The following is a 17,339-nucleotide window of genomic DNA, read 5'->3' as shown; positions in this document are numbered from 1 at the left end:
TGACGCTAGATGTGTTCCGTCATCCATCTTCGGACTGGCTGGCACACCCCGCCAAAAATCGTCTAACATGGCATGGTGTTGTCGGAATCAAGCAGCCGGAAATTTGCACCCATGTTTCAGTCTTTCGAAGTAAAGTCGTCCCCGCAATTCGGCCGTGAGCGTGTCATCGCGTTGAGGGCGAGGCTGGCCGAACTTGGCATCGATGGGTTTCTCGTGCCGCGTGCCGACGAATATCAGGGCGAATACGTGCCCGCGTCAGCCGAACGGCTTGCCTGGCTTACCGGCTTTACCGGTTCGGCTGGCATTGCACTCATCACGCAGGGTGAAGCCGTGGTTTTCGTTGATGGACGTTACGTGACGCAGCTTGCCGAGCAGGTGGACGGTACGGTCTTCACCGGCGGCGACCTCGTCAACGAACCGCCGCATATCTGGCTGCCGCGCCATGCGCCCAGAGGATTCCGGTTAGGTATCGATCCGTGGCTTCATGCGGGTGCCGAAGCGCGGCGGCTGGAAAAGGCGCTCGGGCAGATAGATGGCGCGCTGGTGCTTCTGGATGGCAATCCGCTCGATGCTATCTGGAATGATCGTCCGTCCGAACCGCTCGGCCCTGTTTCGATCCAGAAGCAGGAGCATGCGGGCCTGCTTGCGGGCGAAAAAATCGCGGAGATCGCCAGGCAGGTGAAAGAGAAGAACGCAGCGGCGGTCCTCATAACCGACCCGTCGTCCGTCGCATGGATATTCAATATCCGCGGCGACGATGTTCCGCATACGCCGCATCCTTTGAGCCGCGCCATCATTCCGGCCGAAGGCAAGGCTGAAATCTTTCTGGATCCAATGAAGACCGGTATCGAGGTCTCAGCCTATCTCGCGCAGCTTTCCGTTCAGCGCCCGCCGTCCGAATTTCTCGCCCGACTGTCGGCTTTTGCGAAGGATGGCGGAAAGATCCTGATCGATTCCGAGCTGACGCCGCTGGCGCTGACGAAGGCTATTGCCGCTGTCGGCGGCGAGGTGGTGGAGGCTTCCGATCCCGCAAAACTGCCCCGGGCCTGCAAGAACAGGGCCGAGCTGGATGGCTCGGCTCAGGCCCATCTGCAGGATGGTGCGGCGATGGTGGAATTTCTCCATTGGCTGGATGCGCAGCCGCCCGGTTCCATTACCGAGATCGATGCGGTGAAGGCGCTGGAGGCGGCCCGTACTCGCGTGGGCCAGAACATGCAGAACCCGTTGAAGGATATTTCCTTTGACACAATCTCCGGGGCCGGCGAGCACGGTGCTGTCATCCACTACCGGGTGACGACCGAGACGGACCGCAAACTTGAGGCTGGCGAACTTTTCCTGATCGATTCCGGTGCCCAATATATCAACGGTACGACCGACATCACCCGCACTGTCGCTGTTGGAGCCGTACCGGAAGACCGGAAGCGCTTCTTCACACTGGTGCTGAAAGGCATGATCGCCATCAGTGCGGCGCGTTTTCCGAAGGGGACGCGGGGCTGCGATCTCGATCCGCTCGCCCGCATTGCGCTCTGGAGGGCGGGAGGCGACTACGCCCATGGAACGGGCCACGGCGTCGGCTCCTATCTTTCGGTCCACGAGGGGCCGCAACGCATCTCACGGCTGGCGACACAGGAGCTATTGCCGGGCATGATTCTTTCCAACGAACCGGGTTACTATCGCCCCGGCTCCTTCGGCATCCGCATCGAAAATCTGATCTACGTGAAAGCTGCGGAAGAGATCGACGGCGGCGATCAGCCGATGCTCGCCTTCGAGACCTTGACATGGTGCCCGATCGACCGCCGGCTCGTCTTGCCGGCGCTGATGACCTCGGAAGAGCTCGAATGGCTTAACCGCTATCATGCAGACGTGCGGGAAAAACTCATGCCGCTCGTCGATAATCAGGCGGTCAGGGATTGGTTGGTGGAGGCCACCGAGCCGCTGGCGTGAGCCGAGGAACGATCAGAAGCCGAGCAGGTGGCGGCTCGCCATTGCCGCCGCCCAGCCGGCGGCGAGCATGATCAGACCCGGATAACGCAAGCTGACGAGAAGCGCCACCGACATGGCGATCTTCACATCCCATCCGCCATTGAAGAAGGCGGGTGCGACCAGTGTGGTCAGGACAGCTGCTGGCACGGCATTCAGCGCCTGTTCCATCCGGGGAGGGATGGTCTTCATCCGCGTGATCAGGACATAACCGCCGACACGCGTGAGAAAGGTCGCAACTGCCGCGGCGAAGATCAGCAGGAGCATTTCCGGGTTGAGAACCTCGCTCATGTCAGGCCTCCGCCTTCTCTGCCATAGGCTCCGGTTCGCTCGCCGGCAGCGGCAGCAATGCCGCCACCGCGACCCCGACGGCTGCGCCGATGCTGACATGCCATGGGGAACCGACAAAGTGATAGGCGGCGATGGAACCGAGCGTGCTGGCAAGCACTACAGGATAGAAACCTGAGCGCCTGCGGAAACCGAGCACCAATCCCATGAAATATGTCGGCAACAGCACGTCGATCGCCAATGTCCGCGGGTCGCCCATCATGCTTCCGAACCAGGCTCCGACGGTGCTGAAGAATAGCCAGGGAAAATAGATCGACAGCCCGAAACCGAGATACCATTCAAAGCTGACACCCCGGCCGTCCTCACCGCGCTTCACCGACTCAGCAAATTGCGGGTCCGTCAGCAGGAAAAAGGCGAAGAATTTCTGGACCGGCGAGAAGTGGGTGATGAAGCGCGTCAGCGCTGCCGAATAAAGGATATGCCTGAAGTTAACCGCGAAGACCGAGAGCACGATCAGCCAAGGGGCGACATGGTGGTCGAAGAGTTCGATGCCGACCAACTGGCTTGCCCCCGCGTAGACGGTGGCGCTCATGATGGCCGCATCGAGCACCGACAAGCCATTGTCGACAGCCACGGCACCGAACAGGATCGCAAAGGGCGCGGAGGAAATCGCAATGATAGCTCCGCCCTTCAGGCCATCGATGATGTCTTCGCGCTTCATGAAAAAGTCCTTTGGGACGCTTTAGGGCCGTGCCGAATTCAACGCAATTGAATATGGCTGATGGAACGATCGATTTCGCTGACTGTCATTGGCTGCAGCCGTTCCCGCCGATCAATCAGCTAGCACGTCCTTGCTCGAGATGATGTCGACGCCGTTGGCTTTCATCTCGGCTATCGCAGCCACGACTCCTTCCGGATCGATCCCGCGGCTGGCATCTTCTATGAACCGCACCTTTACATCCGGCAGCATCTCGACCGCATCGAGCACCGAATATCTGACGCAATAGTCGGTGGCGAGGCCGCAGATATCGAGTTCCGTCACCTGCTGCGCCTTCAGATATCCTGCGAGGCCCGTCAATGCCGCCTGATCGTTGTCGCGGAAGGCGGAATAGCTGTCGACAGCGGGGTTTTCGCCCTTCTGCTGAATATAGTCCACGGCTGCGATGTTGAAGTCCGGATGGAATTCGGCGTCGGGTGTTTCCTGCACGCAGTGATCGGGCCACATCACCTGCAGCTTGCCGGAAAGCTTTCCCATCTCGAAAGGCTTTTTACCTGGATGCTGTGAAGCGAAGCTCCCGTGATTTTTCGGGTGCCAGTCCTGAGACGCGACAATGACGTCGTATCCACCGTCCTCGATCAGCCGATTGGCGATCGGCACCACGTCGTCTCCGTGCGGCACGGGCAGGTTGCCACCAGGGCAGAAGCCGTTCTGGATGTCGATCAGCAGCAGGGCCTTCATTGCGACTTCCTCCGAGTCTTGCTTCCAACAAAATGCCCATCATGGCGCCAACGATCAAGCCGGCCAATGCAAAGCGCCTTTCTAGGCAGATCCGAAGGTACCCTTTGGGTTCTGCCTATGGAATGCCTGCAGCGATTACTCTGGTGTCCGCTCATCCGCTTGAAACGTCGCAAAAAATTCCCCCGAGCGATGTTGCCGGCGTCATCGGCGGGCGCTAAATCGTGAGGCATGACACAGGATATCAGCCAGACACTCCGTATCGCCGTCGCTCAGCTCAACCCAACTGTCGGCGATATAGCCGGCAACCTGGCCCTGGCGCGGGAAGCGCGCAGGGACGCCGCCGGCGAAGAGGCAGACCTTGTTCTCTTCACCGAGCTTTTTATCTCCGGATACCCGCCAGAAGATCTCGTCCTCAAACCGGCTTTCCTGGCTGCCTGCCAGAAGGCTGTCGAACAGCTGGCAGCCGATACTGCCGATGGTGGTCCCGGCGTCGTCATCGGCTTTCCGCGACAGGGGGAGGCGGGCCGGCACAACTCGGTTGCCTTGCTGGACGGTGGCAAGATCGTTGCGATACGGGACAAGGTCGATCTGCCGAACTATGGCGAGTTCGATGAAAAACGCGTTTTCACGGAAGGGTCGATCTCGGGGCCTTACAACTTCCGGGGCGTCAGGATCGGCATTCCGATATGCGAGGAGATCTGGAACGACATGGGCGTCTGCGAGACGCTGGCGGAAAGCGGAGCGGATATCCTGCTCGTGCCGAACGGTTCCCCTTATTATCGGGGCAAAGTGGATATCCGCCATCAGGTCGCCCTGCGTCAGGTGATCGAAAGCGGTCTGCCGCTGCTGTTCGCCAACCAGATCGGGGGACAGGACGAGCTTGTCTTCGACGGCGCAAGTTTTGCTTTCAACGCCGACAAGACACTCGCCTTCCAGATGAGCCAGTTTGAACCGGCAATCACCGTGACCGAATGGAAGAGGGCCAACGACAGCTGGCGTTGTACGCGCGGCCCGATGGCGCGCATTCCCGAAAAGGAGGAAGCGGATTACCGCGCGTGCCTGCTGGGCTTCCGCGACTATGTCAACAAGAACGGCTTCAAATCGGTGGTTCTCGGGCTTTCAGGCGGTATCGACTCGGCGCTCTGCGCGGCCATTGCCGTGGATGCCCTGGGAGAGGAACGGGTGCGCACGGTGATGCTGCCCTATCGCTACACGTCAGAAGAGTCGCTCAAGGACGCGGCCGATTGTGCCAAGGCTCTTGGCTGCCGCTACGACATCGTGGCGATTGCCGAGCCGGTCGACGGATTTTCATCGGCATTGTCGGAATTATTCGAGGGAACGGACGAGGGCATCACGGAGGAGAATCTGCAGAGCCGTGCGCGCGGGACGATCCTGATGGCGATCTCCAACAAGTTCGGTTCCATGGTGGTGACGACCGGCAACAAATCGGAAATGTCGGTAGGTTATGCGACGCTTTATGGCGACATGAACGGCGGCTTCAATCCGATCAAGGATCTTTACAAGATGCAGGTCTACGGGTTGTCCGCATGGCGCAACGAGCATCTGCCGCCCGGCGCGTTGGGATCCGGCGGCGAGGTCATCCCGAAGAACATCCTTGCCAAGGCGCCGTCTGCGGAATTGCGTCCCAACCAGACCGACCAGGATTCGCTGCCGCCCTATCCGGTACTCGACGATATCCTCGAATGCCTGGTCGAGCTGGAAATGGGAACGGAGGAGATTGTAGCCCGGGGTCACGATCTGGTGACCGTCCACCGAATTGAGCACCTGCTTTATCTTGCCGAATACAAGCGGAGGCAATCCGCCCCCGGTGTAAAGATCACCAAAAAGAACTTCGGCAGAGACCGGCGCTATCCGATCACCAACCGGTTCCGGGACCGGTGACGGCATGGCGCTGCGGAGTTCTGTCGAGATCTACAATATTCGCACCCGGCAAAACCGGGTTGTCTGGCAGACTGACGCCTCGTTCGAAGCGCCGAACTGGTCGCCGCGTGGTGACTATCTGATGCTCAACAGTGACGGGCTGATTTATCGGCTGTCACCGAAGGGTGATAGCCGACCCACCCTAATCGATACGGGTTTTGCGCGCGGGTGCAACAACGATCACGGCATTTCGCCGGACGGCTCGCTGATCGCCATTTCGGACAAGGTAGAGTTCGGCAAGTCGGCAATCTATGTGCTACCGGCGGAGGGTGGTGATCCCCGGCTGGTGACGGAGAAACTGCCCTCCTACTGGCATGGGTGGTCGCCGGATGGCCGAAAATTCGCCTATTGCGGCATCCGCGACGATCTCTTCGATATCTATACGATCGATAGGGAAGGCGGCGAAGAAACACGGTTGACTTTCGGAGAGGGGCGGAACGACGGGCCCGACTATTCTCCCGACGGCGAATGGATCTATTTCAACTCCAGCCGTACCGGCCTCATGCAGATCTGGCGCGTACCTGCGTCGGGAGGCGCAGCGGAACGTATCACCGACAGCAATTACGGCGACTGGTTTCCTCATCCGTCACCAAAAGGAGACAAGATCGTTTTCATCTCCTACGACGCGACGGTATTCGATCATCCGCGCGACCAAAACGTCCGCGTGCGGCTGATGGACATGGATGGCGGTCATGTGGAGACCTTGTTCGAGTTGTTTGGCGGGCAAGGCACAATGAATTCGCCCAACTGGTCGCCGGATGGAAACGAGTTCGCCTATGTGCGCTACTTCCCTGTCGCATGAGGGGCTTGAATGCGTGAGGCCGCTCATGCATAACCGCGACGTCAGGTGCCTGCCGCTGGCAGGAGAATCGGGAATCCGGTGAAAGACCGGAACGTGCCCAACGCTGTGAGGCGGACGCTTGCCGCAAAGTAGATGCCACTGGGATTTCCGGGAAGGCTGCGGCGAGCGGATGAAGCCAAGTCAGAAGACCGGCCTGTCGAGATAGACCGACCCGCGTGGACGGCGGCAAGGTTTTTTTGGTGCCCTGCTTTATTACGCAGGGTGTCAGCATTGTTGGGGATTAACGATGCGACCTGATCTTTTTGCCGATGCCTTGATGCCTGCAGAAGAATTCCCGGAACGTGACCGTGCTGCGGTCTACCGAGCGATAGAGACGCGCCGTGATGTGCGCGATCAGTTTTTACCCGAGCCGCTTCCGGACGATCTCGTTGGGCGGCTACTTGGGGCGGCGCATGCTGCGCCGTCGGTCGGTTTCATGCAGCCGTGGAATTTTATCCTGGTGCGTGACCCGGAGGTCCGTGAAGCCGCCTGGCAGGCCTTCTCGCGGGCCAATGAGGAAGCGGCGGAGATGTTTCCGCAAGAACGACGCAAGGTCTACCAAAACCTGAAGCTGGAGGGCATCCGCAAGGCGCCGCTCAGCATTTGCGTCACCTGCGATCCCGAGCGGGCCGGCCCCGTTGTCATCGGTCGCACACATGATCCGCGCATGGACGTATTCTCGGCCGTCTGCGCGGTGCAAAACCTTTGGCTGGCGGCACGGGCCGAGGGTGTCGGTGTGGGCTGGGTCAGCATTTTCCACGAGGCGGACCTGCGCGCACTGCTTGGTATCCCTGAGGGAATCCAAATCGTTGCCTGGCTTTGCGTCGGCTATGTCGACCGCCTTTATCGAGAACCGGAGCTGGCGGTAAAGGGCTGGCGCCAGCGGCTCTTGCTCGAGGACCTGGTATTCAACGACAAATGGGGCCGAGCTTGATCACTGCTGGGGTTGTGGGCCGGTAGACTTCGGATTGGCAAGATCAATGCTTGTATCCGGCAGAAACTGGGGGCCCACTATGCGAACCTTCTTGTTCGGATCGTAGGTGCGCTCCAACGGCGGAGGCGGCGGCAGGTTTGCCGCCTTCGTTTCCTTCGGATCTTTTGTCCGCAGGTCGGTCACTCCGGAATAGGGCTCCGGTTTCGGCAATTCGATCCCCTGAACCTTCAGCCGCTCTTTCCGCTCCTCTTCGACATCGGAAGGGAGGCAGCCGTTCGATTGGATCGACGCAAGAATGGCATTGCGTTCATCCGACGAGCGCCAGAGCTGGCGTGCATTCTCCCGATCCGCCGTCAACGCATCGCGCTCACGCTCCATCGCGCCAAGCGCATCGCGCATCTCGTCGCAGGCGCCGCCATTCGCGCTGCCGCCGAAGACGACGATGCTGCCGCCGCAGCCGCTGCGGCGCATCTCGATTCGATGCCGACGAATGTCGCCGTTGATCTCGCTGAGATGTTGCGAATAGCGCCGCATCTCGGCGGTGTTGCCGATGATTTGCGGAGCATTGTTGAGTTGCCGGTAAAGCGCCGCGCAGGTGCCTATATCCCGCGCGGAAGCCATGTCGGGTGCAAGCAGAATTGGAGCGATCAGCAGGTTGCGAATACGCATAAGTTGATGTCCGGCAATCTCTAGAATCGGTAAACCGCATCATGAGACAGGCCAGTTGACAATATCATAAGCACGCTCTCGCAATCTGCGGAGCCAGTACGGATTATGCGCCCACAGGCTTACGACTGCAGGGCGAAATCTGGTTGAGAGGCCTCGACAACCGCCAAGGCTGCCATATTCACAACGCCGCGCGATGTCACCGAGGGCGAGAGGATATGTGCAGGCAGCGCCGTACCCAGCAGGATCGGCCCCACATGAAGTGCATCGGTGAGATTGCGAACGATGCCCAGCGAGATATTGGCCGCGTCCAGGTTCGGGAAGATCAGAAGATTGGCCTCTCCGGTCAGCGAGCTGTCCGGCATGGCGCGCTTGCGCAGGTCCTCCGAAAGCGCGGAGCCGCCCTGCATCTCACCGTCGACTTCCAGTCGAGGAGCCCGTTTGCGCACCAGGCTGAGGGCCGCGCGCATCTTCTGTGCGCTTTCGGAATCGCGCGAACCGAAATTCGAATGGCAGATCAGCGCCGCTTTGGGGACGATGCCGAACCGCTGGACTTCCTGGGAGGCGAGAATGGTGATTTCGGCGATTTCCTGTGCGGAAGGATTGTAGTTCACGAATGTATCCGTGAAGAAAATCGCGCCCCGTTGAGAGATCAGGAGGCTCAGGCCCGAGAAGGCGCAGACACCCTCCCTTTTTCCGATAATCTGCTCGACGTCGCGCAGATGCCGATCATAACCGCCTTCCACGCCGCAAATCAGTGCGTCAGCCTCGCCGCGCTTGACGGCAAGCGCCCCGATTACTGTGTTGTTGGTGCGCACGATGGTGCGCGCAGTCTCCGGATTGATGCCCCTGCGCCCTACCAGAGCGAAATAATCATCGACATATTCGCGGTATCGAGGATCGTCTTCCGGATTGACGACTGCGAAATCGACCTCAGGCCGAATACGAATGCCAAAGCGCTGAAGGCGCGCCTCGATGACCGACGGACGGCCGATGAGGATGGGCGTGGCGGTCTTTTCCTCCAACAATACCTGCGCGGCGCGAAGCACGCGTTCATCTTCGCCCTCCGCAAATATTACGCGCTTTTTCTCGGCGGTCTTGGCGGCGGCGAAAATCGGCTTCATGACAAAGCCAGAGCGCCAGACGAAGCGGTTGAGCTGATCGAGATAGGCGTCGAAGTCCTGGATCGGGCGGGAGGCTACGCCGGTTTCCGCTGCGGCTTTTGCGACGGCCGGTGCGATGCGCAGGATGAGCCGGGGATCGAAGGGCGAGGGGATGAGGTAGTCGGCGCCGAAGACGGGCGTTTCGCCGGAATATGCGCGAGCGGCAACGTCGGAGACCTCCTCGCGGGCAAGTGCCGCGATCGCCTTGACCGCCGCCATCTTCATTTCCTCATTGATCGTCCGGGCGCCGCAGTCCAGCGCGCCGCGGAAGATATAGGGGAAGCAAAGGACGTTATTCACCTGATTCGGAAAATCCGAACGACCGGTGCAGATCATGGCATCCGGACGGGCGGCGCGGGCGAGTTCCGGCATGATTTCCGGCGTCGGGTTCGCAAGCGCCATGATAAGCGGCTTCGGCGCCATGCGGGCAAGCAGGTCCGGCTTGAGGACCCCGGCGGCAGATAATCCGAGGAAGACATCGGCATCGTGAATGCTGTCGGCCAGAATGCGCTTGTCGGATTTCTGGGCGTAGATTTCCTTCCACTCGTCCATGAGCGTGTTGCGGCCGTCGTAGACCAGGCCTTCTATGTCATGAACCCAGATGTTTTCCTTCTTCGCTCCGAGCGAAACGAGAAGATGCAGACAGGCAAGCGCCGCTGCACCGGCGCCGGACGTGACGATCTTCACGTCGCCGATATCCTTGCCGGCGAGTTCCAGCCCGTTCAGGATCGCGGCTGCCACGATGATCGCTGTGCCATGCTGGTCGTCGTGAAACACCGGGATGTTCATCTTTTCGCGCAGCCGGCGCTCGACCTCGAAACATTCGGGAGACTTGATATCTTCCAGGTTGATCCCGCCGAAGGTCGGCTCCAGCGCCGAGATGGTAGAAACCATCGTCTCGATGCCGCGGGCTTCGATTTCGATGTCAAAAACATCGATGCCGGCGAATTTCTTGAAGAGGACGGCTTTGCCCTCCATGACCGGCTTCGATGCCAGCGGGCCGATATCGCCGAGGCCGAGCACCGCCGTGCCGTTGGAAATGACCGCGACGAGATTGGAACGGGCGGTGAAATCGGCAGCCGCATCGGGATTGTCGCGGATCGCAAGGCAGGGAGCGGCGACACCCGGCGAATAGGCAAGTGCCAGGTCGCGCTGGTTTCCGAGCGGTTTGGTCGCCTGGATTTCGAGCTTGCCGGGGCGGGGATAGCGGTGGAAGAACAGCGCCTGCTCGTCGAGATCGCCCGTGGCCGGCACGGCCGGCGATTTCGGTTTATCCTGCGCGTTCATGGTTCCTCCTGGCTTGTTTTTTCTGCATGGGCTGATGGTAAGGAGAGACCCTCCTTACATCAATCGGTCGGGTGCGACAGCAGCTAATTTGCGGTGATAGCGGAAATGGAGCGATATCGGAGCGCCGCTGATCGGGGTTTTCCCGGAGCCTGTCATCATCCTGAAACACGAGTCTGGTTTTGAAAAACAAAGAAGCGGCGACGAAAGGACGACTTCGTGACCGGGCAAGTGGAAACAAGGCATTTCAGAACGCTCTTTATTTCGGACGTGCATCTCGGCTCCAAGGCCGCCCGAACTGACTTCCTGCTGGACTTCCTGCGTTATCATGAAGCCGATACCATTTTTCTCGTGGGTGACATCATCGACGGCTGGCGGCTGAAACGGAACTGGTATTGGCCGCAGGGCTGTAACGACGTTGTTCAGAAACTTCTGCGCAAGGCGCGCAAGGGAACACGCATAGTCTATATTCCCGGCAATCACGACGAATTCCTGCGGTCGTTTCCCGGCACGCATTTCGGCGGAATAGAGGTGGCCGAGCGAGCAATTCACGAGATGGCTGACGGCAGGAAATACCTCATCTTGCATGGCGACGAGTTCGATGTCGTCGTTCGCAACGCGCGCCTGCTCGCCTATCTTGGCGACTGGGCCTATGACGCGGCCATCGTCATCAACCTCGGCCTGGCTGCCATCCGCAGACGCCTCGGCATGCCTTACTGGTCTTTCTCCGCCTGGGCAAAGCTGCAGGTCAAACATGCTGTCAACTTCATTGGCGAGTTTCAGCGCGTCGTGGCCGAAGAGGCGCGCCGCCATAACGTGGAAGGCGTGATCTGCGGCCATATTCACCATGCGGTGATGGAGGACATCGACGGCATCCATTATGTCAATACCGGCGATTGGGTGGAAAGCTGCACGGCAATTGTCGAACATCAGGATGGCAGGCTCGAAATGATTTCCTGGCAGCGGGATACCGCTGCCGCTGAGATCAAGGCACTGGCGGCGCCGCAGATCGTCGAGGACATGCGGGCTGCCTGAACTGCGATACACGTCAGCTCTGCCCAGGGCCATTTCTTGCCATAGGCATAGGCAGGCCTCTGTGTTAGGTAAGCGGCAAGTTTCAGCAACCTACCCGTGAAATCGTGATTCCTACACAGACGGCGCCCGCCGCGCCCCGGTTCTTCCAATTGCGCTGCGCACTCGCCTATGGCGAACCACTGGGAGTGAACGGCGTCATTTTGCCTTATCTGCCGGTTTGGCTCGACGGACTTGCCTTTTCCGAATTCGAAATCGGGATTGTGCTGGCCGCGCAACTTCTCTTGCGGGTGTTCGCCGCGCCGGTGGCCGGCGTTTTTGCCGACCGGCTGGGGGAGCGGACGCTGATGCTTGTTTGGTCCGGCGCGTTGTCGTTGTCGACGGCGCTGGCCATGTTTTTTTCGGACACCTTTTGGCCTGTGCTGTTGATCGTCAGCCTCCAGGCGGCTTTCTTTGCGCCTTACGCGCCGATCGTCGAATCCGTCGCAGTCACAGGTGTCCGGCGTTGGGGATTCCAGTACGGCGCCATGCGCGTCTGGGGCTCAGTCGGCTTCATGGCTGTCGCGCTTATCGTCGGAGAGCTTCAGGGTTACTGGGGCTTTCAGACGATCCCGCCCGCAGTGGCGGTGGGATTTGTGCTAACAGTCTTGGTTGCGTTTGCCGTTCCGAGGCTCGGTCAAGCCGTGATTCGACCCGCCAATGCCGGTTTTAATCCCAGCTCGATCCGTCGTGTCGACTTGCATGTGTTAATGATCGGAGCGTCGATTGCTCAGGCTAGCCATGGAATGTTCTATACCTTCGGCACGATCCACTGGCAGCAGATCGGCTTCTCGAGCGGATCCATCGGAATATTGTGGAGCGCCGCGATCATTTTCGAAATCGTCGTATTTTTGACGGCCGGCAGGCTCGCGAAGTCCGTATCGCCTTGGACGCTGTTGCGGATCGGCTGCGCGGCGGCGATCCTGCGCTGGAGCCTGTTTCCATTCTCGCTGGGATTCTGGGGCTACATAGCGCTACAGGGCCTGCATGCGTTTTCGTTCGCCTTCGTGCATCTGGGACTTCAACAACGCCTGGTGGAATCGGTGCAGGAGCATCAGGAATCCACGGTGCAAGGCGCGTATGTCTTCTACAACGGCGTCTTCCTGGCAATTTCGACCATATTGTCCGGTTTCCTTTACCGGCAATTCGGGGTGACCAGTTACCTCGCGATGTCGCTTCTCGCCTTGATCGGGCTGGCGACGATCGCATTTGCGGCTCGCATTCAACCCCAGAGGTCAGGGTCTGGCGGATAAACCAGCGAACCCTCGTAGCGCAGGCCGGTCGGCCTATCCTTTGCAAGCAGCAATGGCCCGTCGAGATCGGCGTAATCGGCATCCTGCGCCAATAAAACAGCCGGAGCCATCGCAAGCGAGGAGCCGACCATACAGCCGAGCATGACCAAAAATCCAAGTCGCTGAGCCTCGGCCTTCATGGCCAGTGCTTCCGTCAGGCCGCCGGTCTTGTCCAGTTTGATATTGACTGCATCATAGCGATCGCGAAGGCTTTCGAGATCTTTTGTAGCGTGCACGCTTTCATCGGCGCAAACCGAGACCAAGCGCCGGATATTGGCCAGGGCCGCATCCTTGCCGGCGGGTAGAGGTTGCTCGATGAGCGACACGTTCAGTTCCGCCGCGACAGCCATGTGGTGCGAGAGATTTTCTTCCATCCATCCTTCGTTTGCGTCCACGATGATGCGTGCGTTCGGAGCCGCTTCGCGAACGGCGCGAAGCCGTGATTCGTCATCCTCGGTACCGAGCTTGATCTTGAGGAGCGGGCGTTGAGCATTTCTGCGGGCATCGGCAGCCATAACCGCGGGCTCGCCGAGTGAAAGCGTAAATGCCGTAACGAGAGGCTTCTGGCTGGCTGCGCCAATGAGGTCTGCTACCCGGAGGCCATCGCGCTTCGCCTCCAGATCCCAAAGCGCGCAATCGACTGCATTCCGTGCGGCCCCCGGTTTCATCCGGGTCTGCAATTCCTCGCGCGTCAGGCCGCTGTCGACAGCCTCCGCGATCGAGTGGATATCGGAAAGGACGCCATCAAGGCTTTCGCCATACCGTTTATAGGGCACGCATTCGCCGCGTCCGGAGAAACCGTCTTCGCGGATCGTGCAGGTAATGACTTCGGCTTCAGTTTTCGAGCCGCGCGAAATCGTGAATAAGCCGGCGATCGGAAAGGTTTCTATTGTGGCTTCGAGGTGACGGCGCATGGTTTTACGCATCCTTTTGACGCAAATACCTGTGAGGCCGCTTTATTGCTGATCCTGAAAATGCGATCAACCGTATCGTATTGAAACCTCAAATGACCAGTGACTGCGAAAGAAGCCGTGACGTCCAAGGCAGCCGAAATCAAGGCCGAAGATCTGCCAGGCGGCGAACGTTATCTTTTGGCGGGCGACTGGCGGGGGTCGACAATTTCTCCGATCCTGAAGGATCTTGATCGGCTGGAACGCGCCCAGGGCCAGGGCAGGCTGGAGATCGATCTCAACGGCGTCGGCGGCGTCGATACGGCTGGAGCGTGGCTGATTCGACGGCTGATGACGTCCAAGGTCGAACAGGGCCGCGACGCGGTGCTTACCGGGGGCGAAGGACCGATCCGCGAGCTGATCAGCGCATTGCCGGAAAAAGCGCCGGCGCCTTCTGCCGAGAATGGAAAGAAAGGCACGCTTTTCGAGCGTATATTTGCTCCGAGCGGCAAGATCATGGTGGGGCTCGGCGGCGATTTTTACGCTGCCATGCACATTCTCGGTTCGGCGGTCCGCGGCGCGCAGATGAAGTTCGGCCGAGGGGCCGGGGTTTCGCCGGCGTCAGTGGTCACCCATATCGACCGGATGGGCGTGCGGGCCGTGCCGATCATCGTGCTGATGTCGTTCCTGATCGGCGCCATCATTGCACAGCAGGGCGCTTTTCAGCTCCGGTACTTCGGCGCGGAAATCTTCGTGGTCGACCTTGTCGGCATACTTCAGCTTCGCGAGATCGGGGTTCTCCTCACGGCGATCATGATCGCCGGCCGCTCGGGCAGCGCGATTACCGCGGAGATCGGTTCGATGAAGATGCGCGAGGAAATCGATGCGCTGACCGTCATCGGCCTCAATCCGGTGGGCGTGCTGATCTTTCCGCGCCTCGTGGCGCTTACAGTGGCATTGCCGCTCCTCACCATCATCGCCAATTTTGCCGCCCTTTTCGGCGCGGCGGTTGTTGCCTGGGCTTATTCGGGCATCACTTTCGACACATATCTGTCACGTCTGCATGAGGCGATCGACCACACGTCCGTTGCATCCGGAATGATCAAGGCGCCGTTCATGGCACTGGCGATCGGTATCGTTGCCGCCGTGGAGGGCATGAAGGTCGGCGGCAGCGCCGAATCCCTCGGGCAGCACGTCACGACCTCTGTCGTGAAAGCAATCTTCGTCGTCATCCTCATGGATGCGCTTTTCGCCATCTTCTATTCGGCAATCGATTTTTGATGGGGGCGGGGTTGGAAGAGGCGGTAGAGGGTAGCGGCAAGGACAAGCCAAACGGCGGCCAAGTCGTGCTTTCGGTACGTGATGTCACTGTCGGCTTTGGTGATCAGGTGGTGCTCGACCGTTTGAACCTTGACGTCTATCGCGGCGAAATTCTGGGTTTCGTGGGCGCTTCGGGCACCGGCAAGTCCGTTCTTATGCGCACGGTTCTCGGCCTTTTGCCGCACCGGTCAGGCGTGATCGAAATCCTCGGCATCGACTATGACAACGCCTCGGAAGAGGAGCGCATGCAGGTGGACATGCGGTTGGGTGTGCTGTTCCAGCACGGGGCACTGTTTTCGGCGCTGACCGTCAAGGAGAACATCCAGCTTCCGATGCGCGAATATCTCGACTTGCCACAATCCTTGATGGACGAGTTGGCTTATCTGAAGATCGAGATGGTGGGTCTGCCGCCGGATGCCGCCAACAAATACCCATCGGAGCTTTCAGGCGGCATGATCAAGCGTGCCGCCCTGGCCCGCGCGCTTGCGTTGGACCCGGATCTTGTATTCCTGGACGAGCCAACGTCGGGTCTCGATCCCATAGGGGCAGCCGATTTCGATGCGCTGATTGCCAAGCTGCGCGACACTCTCGGGCTGACGGTTTATATGGTAACACACGACCTCGACAGCCTTTTTTCGGTCTGTGACCGTATTGCCGTGCTTGGTCAGAAACGGGTATTGGTGGAAGGTACTCTTGAAGATATGTTTGCTCATGACGATCCATGGGTTCAGTCGTATTTCCGCGGAAAGCGGGCGCGGTCTGTCGTAATTCAAGAAAAGCAGCCGGCTGCGGAAGTAGAGAAGTGAACTAATCCATGGAAACCAGAGCCAATTACGCCCTTGTCGGTTTCTTCACGCTGCTGGTGATCGCCGCCGCCTTTGGTTTCGTCTACTGGATGGCGCAATCCGGTCGTGGTGGACCTACGGCTGAGCTCGCCATCCGCATCCCCGGATCGGCGAACGGCCTTTCCGTCGGCTCACCGGTCCGTTTCAACGGTATTCCGGTCGGTTCGGTCCGTAACCTCACCATCGATCCAGACGATCCGCGCTACTCGATCGCGTTCACGGAGGTAAGAGCGGATGCACCGGTCTACCAATCCACGCAAGCTGCTCTTGAAGTGCAGGGGTTGACCGGAGCGGCTTATATCGAGCTTTCAGGTGGCGCGAAGGGCGAAGAGAACATCCTCCAGAAGTCGTTGGAGACCGGTCGACCGGCCGTTCTGATCGCCGAGCAGTCGAGCGTCACGAACCTGCTCGCCACTGCCGACAAGATCCTCGACCGAGCCGACGCGGCGATCAGCGATATCCAAGGATTCGTCGCGGATGCGCGCGGGCCGCTCACTCAAACCATTCGCAACGTCGAAACCTTCACCGGGGCTCTGGCTCAAAATTCCGACAGCATCGACAAGTTCCTGAACAGCTTGTCCACGCTGTCTACGACGATTGATCGCGTCTCCGGCACATTGAATTCGACCCTTCAGGCCGCCGAGCGGCTGGTGAGCGCGATCGATGCCGAGAAGATCAACGCGGTCGTGGCCAATACCGAACGAGCCACCCGAAATATCGCGAACGCTTCCGACAATTTTGGCGATCTCGTCGCCAACGTCAGGAACGCGGCGGCAAATTTCGAACAGGCAGGAACCCAGGCCCAGAGCGTATTGCGGCGTGTCGATACGGTGATGAGTTCGGTTAGTCCGGAGCAGGTGAAAACAACTATCGGCAATATAACGGCCGCGTCGGAAGACGCCCGGCAGACGATTAGTTCGGCGCGCGACGTGGTCGACAGCTTCGCCAATCGCAGGGAAGACATCGATCGCGCGGTTGGCGACTTCACCGAACTGGCCAGAAAGCTGAATGAGGCATCCAGCCGCGTCGACGGCATTCTCGCCAAAGTCGATGGCCTCGTCTCCAGCGACGATTCGCAGGGGCTTTTTGCCGAAGCGCGCCGGACGCTCGAATCCTTCCGGACCGTGGCCGACAACATCAACGCGCGAGTCGGCCCGATTGCCGACAATCTGTCGCGCTTCTCCTCAAGCGGTTTGAGGGACATCCAGACATTGGTGAACGACGCCCGGCGCACCGTCCAGTCGCTCGACCAGACAATCAACAATTTCGACCAGAACCCGCAAAGGCTGATCTTCGGCGGGGAGACAGTGAAGCAGTATGACGGCAGGACACGCCGGTGACGCGGGACGCCATTTGGAGACTGGG

The 17,339-nt window shown here is 59.6% G+C and carries 15 protein-coding genes and 1 riboswitch; of the genes, 9 read left to right on the top strand and 6 right to left on the bottom strand.

Annotation, left to right across the window (positions count from 1 at the left end; all coding sequences use genetic code 11):
* Nucleotides 1–111: 111 nt before the first annotated feature.
* Entirely contained in the window at nucleotides 112–1,944 is a 1,833-nt protein-coding gene (locus tag C5L12_RS00420) for an aminopeptidase P family protein (RefSeq protein WP_105370042.1), read from the top strand.
* 12 nt (nucleotides 1,945–1,956) lie between these two features.
* On the opposite strand, the gene C5L12_RS00415 is transcribed toward C5L12_RS00420, so the two are convergent.
* The 3 genes from C5L12_RS00415 to pncA form a co-directional block, all read right to left on the bottom strand.
* Nucleotides 1,957–2,271, bottom strand: coding sequence for an AzlD family protein (locus C5L12_RS00415; RefSeq protein WP_105370041.1), 315 nt, complete (start codon nucleotides 2,269–2,271; stop codon nucleotides 1,957–1,959).
* A gap of 1 nt (nucleotide 2,272) precedes the next feature.
* The gene (locus C5L12_RS00410) at nucleotides 2,273–2,989 is read right to left on the bottom strand and encodes an AzlC family ABC transporter permease (RefSeq protein ID WP_105370040.1); all 717 of its coding nucleotides are present in this window, start codon (nucleotides 2,987–2,989) and stop codon (nucleotides 2,273–2,275) included.
* 111 nt (nucleotides 2,990–3,100) lie between these two features.
* Complete coding sequence (pncA, locus tag C5L12_RS00405; RefSeq protein ID WP_105370039.1) at nucleotides 3,101–3,727, bottom strand: bifunctional nicotinamidase/pyrazinamidase; 627 nt, start codon at nucleotides 3,725–3,727, stop codon at nucleotides 3,101–3,103.
* 228 nt (nucleotides 3,728–3,955) lie between these two features.
* On the opposite strand from pncA, the gene C5L12_RS00400 reads away from it, so the two are divergent.
* The 3 genes from C5L12_RS00400 (at nucleotide 3,956) to bluB (ending at nucleotide 7,443) form a co-directional block, all read left to right on the top strand.
* A complete protein-coding gene (locus tag C5L12_RS00400) occupies nucleotides 3,956–5,629 on the top strand; it encodes an NAD+ synthase (RefSeq protein WP_105370038.1) in 1,674 nt (557 codons plus the stop codon).
* Between the two features lie 10 nt (nucleotides 5,630–5,639).
* Nucleotides 5,640–6,470: a TolB family protein gene (locus C5L12_RS00395; protein WP_105370341.1), complete on the top strand. Its 831-nt coding sequence runs from the start codon at nucleotides 5,640–5,642 to the stop codon at nucleotides 6,468–6,470.
* A gap of 26 nt (nucleotides 6,471–6,496) precedes the next feature.
* Nucleotides 6,497–6,681, top strand: a riboswitch (cobalamin riboswitch).
* Nucleotides 6,682–6,756: 75 nt separating this feature from the next.
* Nucleotides 6,757–7,443, top strand: a complete 687-nt coding sequence (gene bluB, locus C5L12_RS00390; RefSeq protein ID WP_105370037.1) for a 5,6-dimethylbenzimidazole synthase — start codon at nucleotides 6,757–6,759, stop codon at nucleotides 7,441–7,443.
* Here bluB and C5L12_RS00385 read toward each other — a convergent pair whose 3' ends face one another.
* Together C5L12_RS00385 and C5L12_RS00380 are read right to left on the bottom strand one after the other, a co-directional pair.
* Nucleotides 7,444–8,112, bottom strand: coding sequence for a hypothetical protein (locus tag C5L12_RS00385; protein WP_105370036.1), 669 nt, complete (start codon nucleotides 8,110–8,112; stop codon nucleotides 7,444–7,446).
* Nucleotides 8,113–8,231: 119 nt separating this feature from the next.
* Nucleotides 8,232–10,559, bottom strand: a complete 2,328-nt coding sequence (locus C5L12_RS00380) for an NADP-dependent malic enzyme (RefSeq protein WP_105370035.1) — start codon at nucleotides 10,557–10,559, stop codon at nucleotides 8,232–8,234.
* Between the two features lie 216 nt (nucleotides 10,560–10,775).
* Between C5L12_RS00380 and C5L12_RS00375 the strand changes: the two genes are divergently transcribed.
* Both C5L12_RS00375 and C5L12_RS00370 read left to right on the top strand, forming a co-directional pair.
* Nucleotides 10,776–11,591, top strand: a complete 816-nt coding sequence (locus C5L12_RS00375; protein ID WP_105370034.1) for a UDP-2,3-diacylglucosamine diphosphatase — start codon at nucleotides 10,776–10,778, stop codon at nucleotides 11,589–11,591.
* A gap of 104 nt (nucleotides 11,592–11,695) precedes the next feature.
* Nucleotides 11,696–12,880: an MFS transporter gene (locus tag C5L12_RS00370; protein ID WP_105370033.1), complete on the top strand. Its 1,185-nt coding sequence runs from the start codon at nucleotides 11,696–11,698 to the stop codon at nucleotides 12,878–12,880.
* Here the strand turns inward: C5L12_RS00370 and dgcA are convergent.
* On the bottom strand, nucleotides 12,850–13,833 hold the full coding sequence (gene dgcA, locus C5L12_RS00365) for an N-acetyl-D-Glu racemase DgcA (protein WP_105370032.1): 984 nt from the start codon (nucleotides 13,831–13,833) through the stop codon (nucleotides 12,850–12,852). The genes C5L12_RS00370 and dgcA overlap by 31 nt on opposite strands.
* Nucleotides 13,834–13,950: 117 nt before the next feature.
* Here dgcA and C5L12_RS00360 point away from each other — a divergent pair, with 117 nt between their 5' ends.
* Genes C5L12_RS00360 through C5L12_RS00350 form a run of 3 tightly spaced genes read left to right on the top strand, consistent with a single transcriptional unit; the run spans nucleotide 13,951 to nucleotide 17,314 of the window.
* Complete coding sequence (locus C5L12_RS00360) at nucleotides 13,951–15,090, top strand: ABC transporter permease (RefSeq protein WP_170109030.1); 1,140 nt, start codon at nucleotides 13,951–13,953, stop codon at nucleotides 15,088–15,090.
* Nucleotides 15,090–15,935: an ABC transporter ATP-binding protein gene (locus C5L12_RS00355; RefSeq protein ID WP_105370031.1), complete on the top strand. Its 846-nt coding sequence runs from the start codon at nucleotides 15,090–15,092 to the stop codon at nucleotides 15,933–15,935. The genes C5L12_RS00360 and C5L12_RS00355 overlap by 1 nt, the downstream gene beginning before the upstream one ends.
* Before the next feature lie 8 nt (nucleotides 15,936–15,943).
* On the top strand, nucleotides 15,944–17,314 hold the full coding sequence (locus C5L12_RS00350) for an MlaD family protein (RefSeq protein ID WP_105370030.1): 1,371 nt from the start codon (nucleotides 15,944–15,946) through the stop codon (nucleotides 17,312–17,314).
* Nucleotides 17,315–17,339: the final 25 nt, after the last annotated feature.

The sequence above is a fragment of the Neorhizobium huautlense genome (assembly GCF_002968575.1).
GTDB lineage: Bacteria > Pseudomonadota > Alphaproteobacteria > Rhizobiales > Rhizobiaceae > Neorhizobium > Neorhizobium huautlense.
This window is presented reverse-complemented; position numbering and strand designations above follow the sequence as displayed.

Excerpts from the sequence above, each read along its gene's own strand:
- C5L12_RS00420 (WP_105370042.1), top strand. The coding sequence starts at position 112 with ATGTTTCAGTCTTTCGAAGTAAAGTCGTCCCCGCAATTCGGCCGTGAG.
- C5L12_RS00415 (WP_105370041.1), bottom strand. The coding sequence starts at position 2,271 with ATGAGCGAGGTTCTCAACCCGGAAATGCTCCTGCTGATCTTCGCCGCG.
- C5L12_RS00410 (WP_105370040.1), bottom strand. The coding sequence starts at position 2,989 with ATGAAGCGCGAAGACATCATCGATGGCCTGAAGGGCGGAGCTATCATT.
- pncA (WP_105370039.1), bottom strand. The coding sequence starts at position 3,727 with ATGAAGGCCCTGCTGCTGATCGACATCCAGAACGGCTTCTGCCCTGGT.
- C5L12_RS00400 (WP_105370038.1), top strand. The coding sequence starts at position 3,956 with ATGACACAGGATATCAGCCAGACACTCCGTATCGCCGTCGCTCAGCTC.
- bluB (WP_105370037.1), top strand. The coding sequence starts at position 6,757 with ATGCGACCTGATCTTTTTGCCGATGCCTTGATGCCTGCAGAAGAATTC.
- C5L12_RS00385 (WP_105370036.1), bottom strand. The coding sequence starts at position 8,112 with ATGCGTATTCGCAACCTGCTGATCGCTCCAATTCTGCTTGCACCCGAC.
- C5L12_RS00380 (WP_105370035.1), bottom strand. The coding sequence starts at position 10,559 with ATGAACGCGCAGGATAAACCGAAATCGCCGGCCGTGCCGGCCACGGGC.
- dgcA (WP_105370032.1), bottom strand. The coding sequence starts at position 13,833 with ATGCGCCGTCACCTCGAAGCCACAATAGAAACCTTTCCGATCGCCGGC.
- C5L12_RS00355 (WP_105370031.1), top strand. The coding sequence starts at position 15,090 with ATGGGGGCGGGGTTGGAAGAGGCGGTAGAGGGTAGCGGCAAGGACAAG.
- C5L12_RS00350 (WP_105370030.1), top strand. The coding sequence starts at position 15,944 with ATGGAAACCAGAGCCAATTACGCCCTTGTCGGTTTCTTCACGCTGCTG.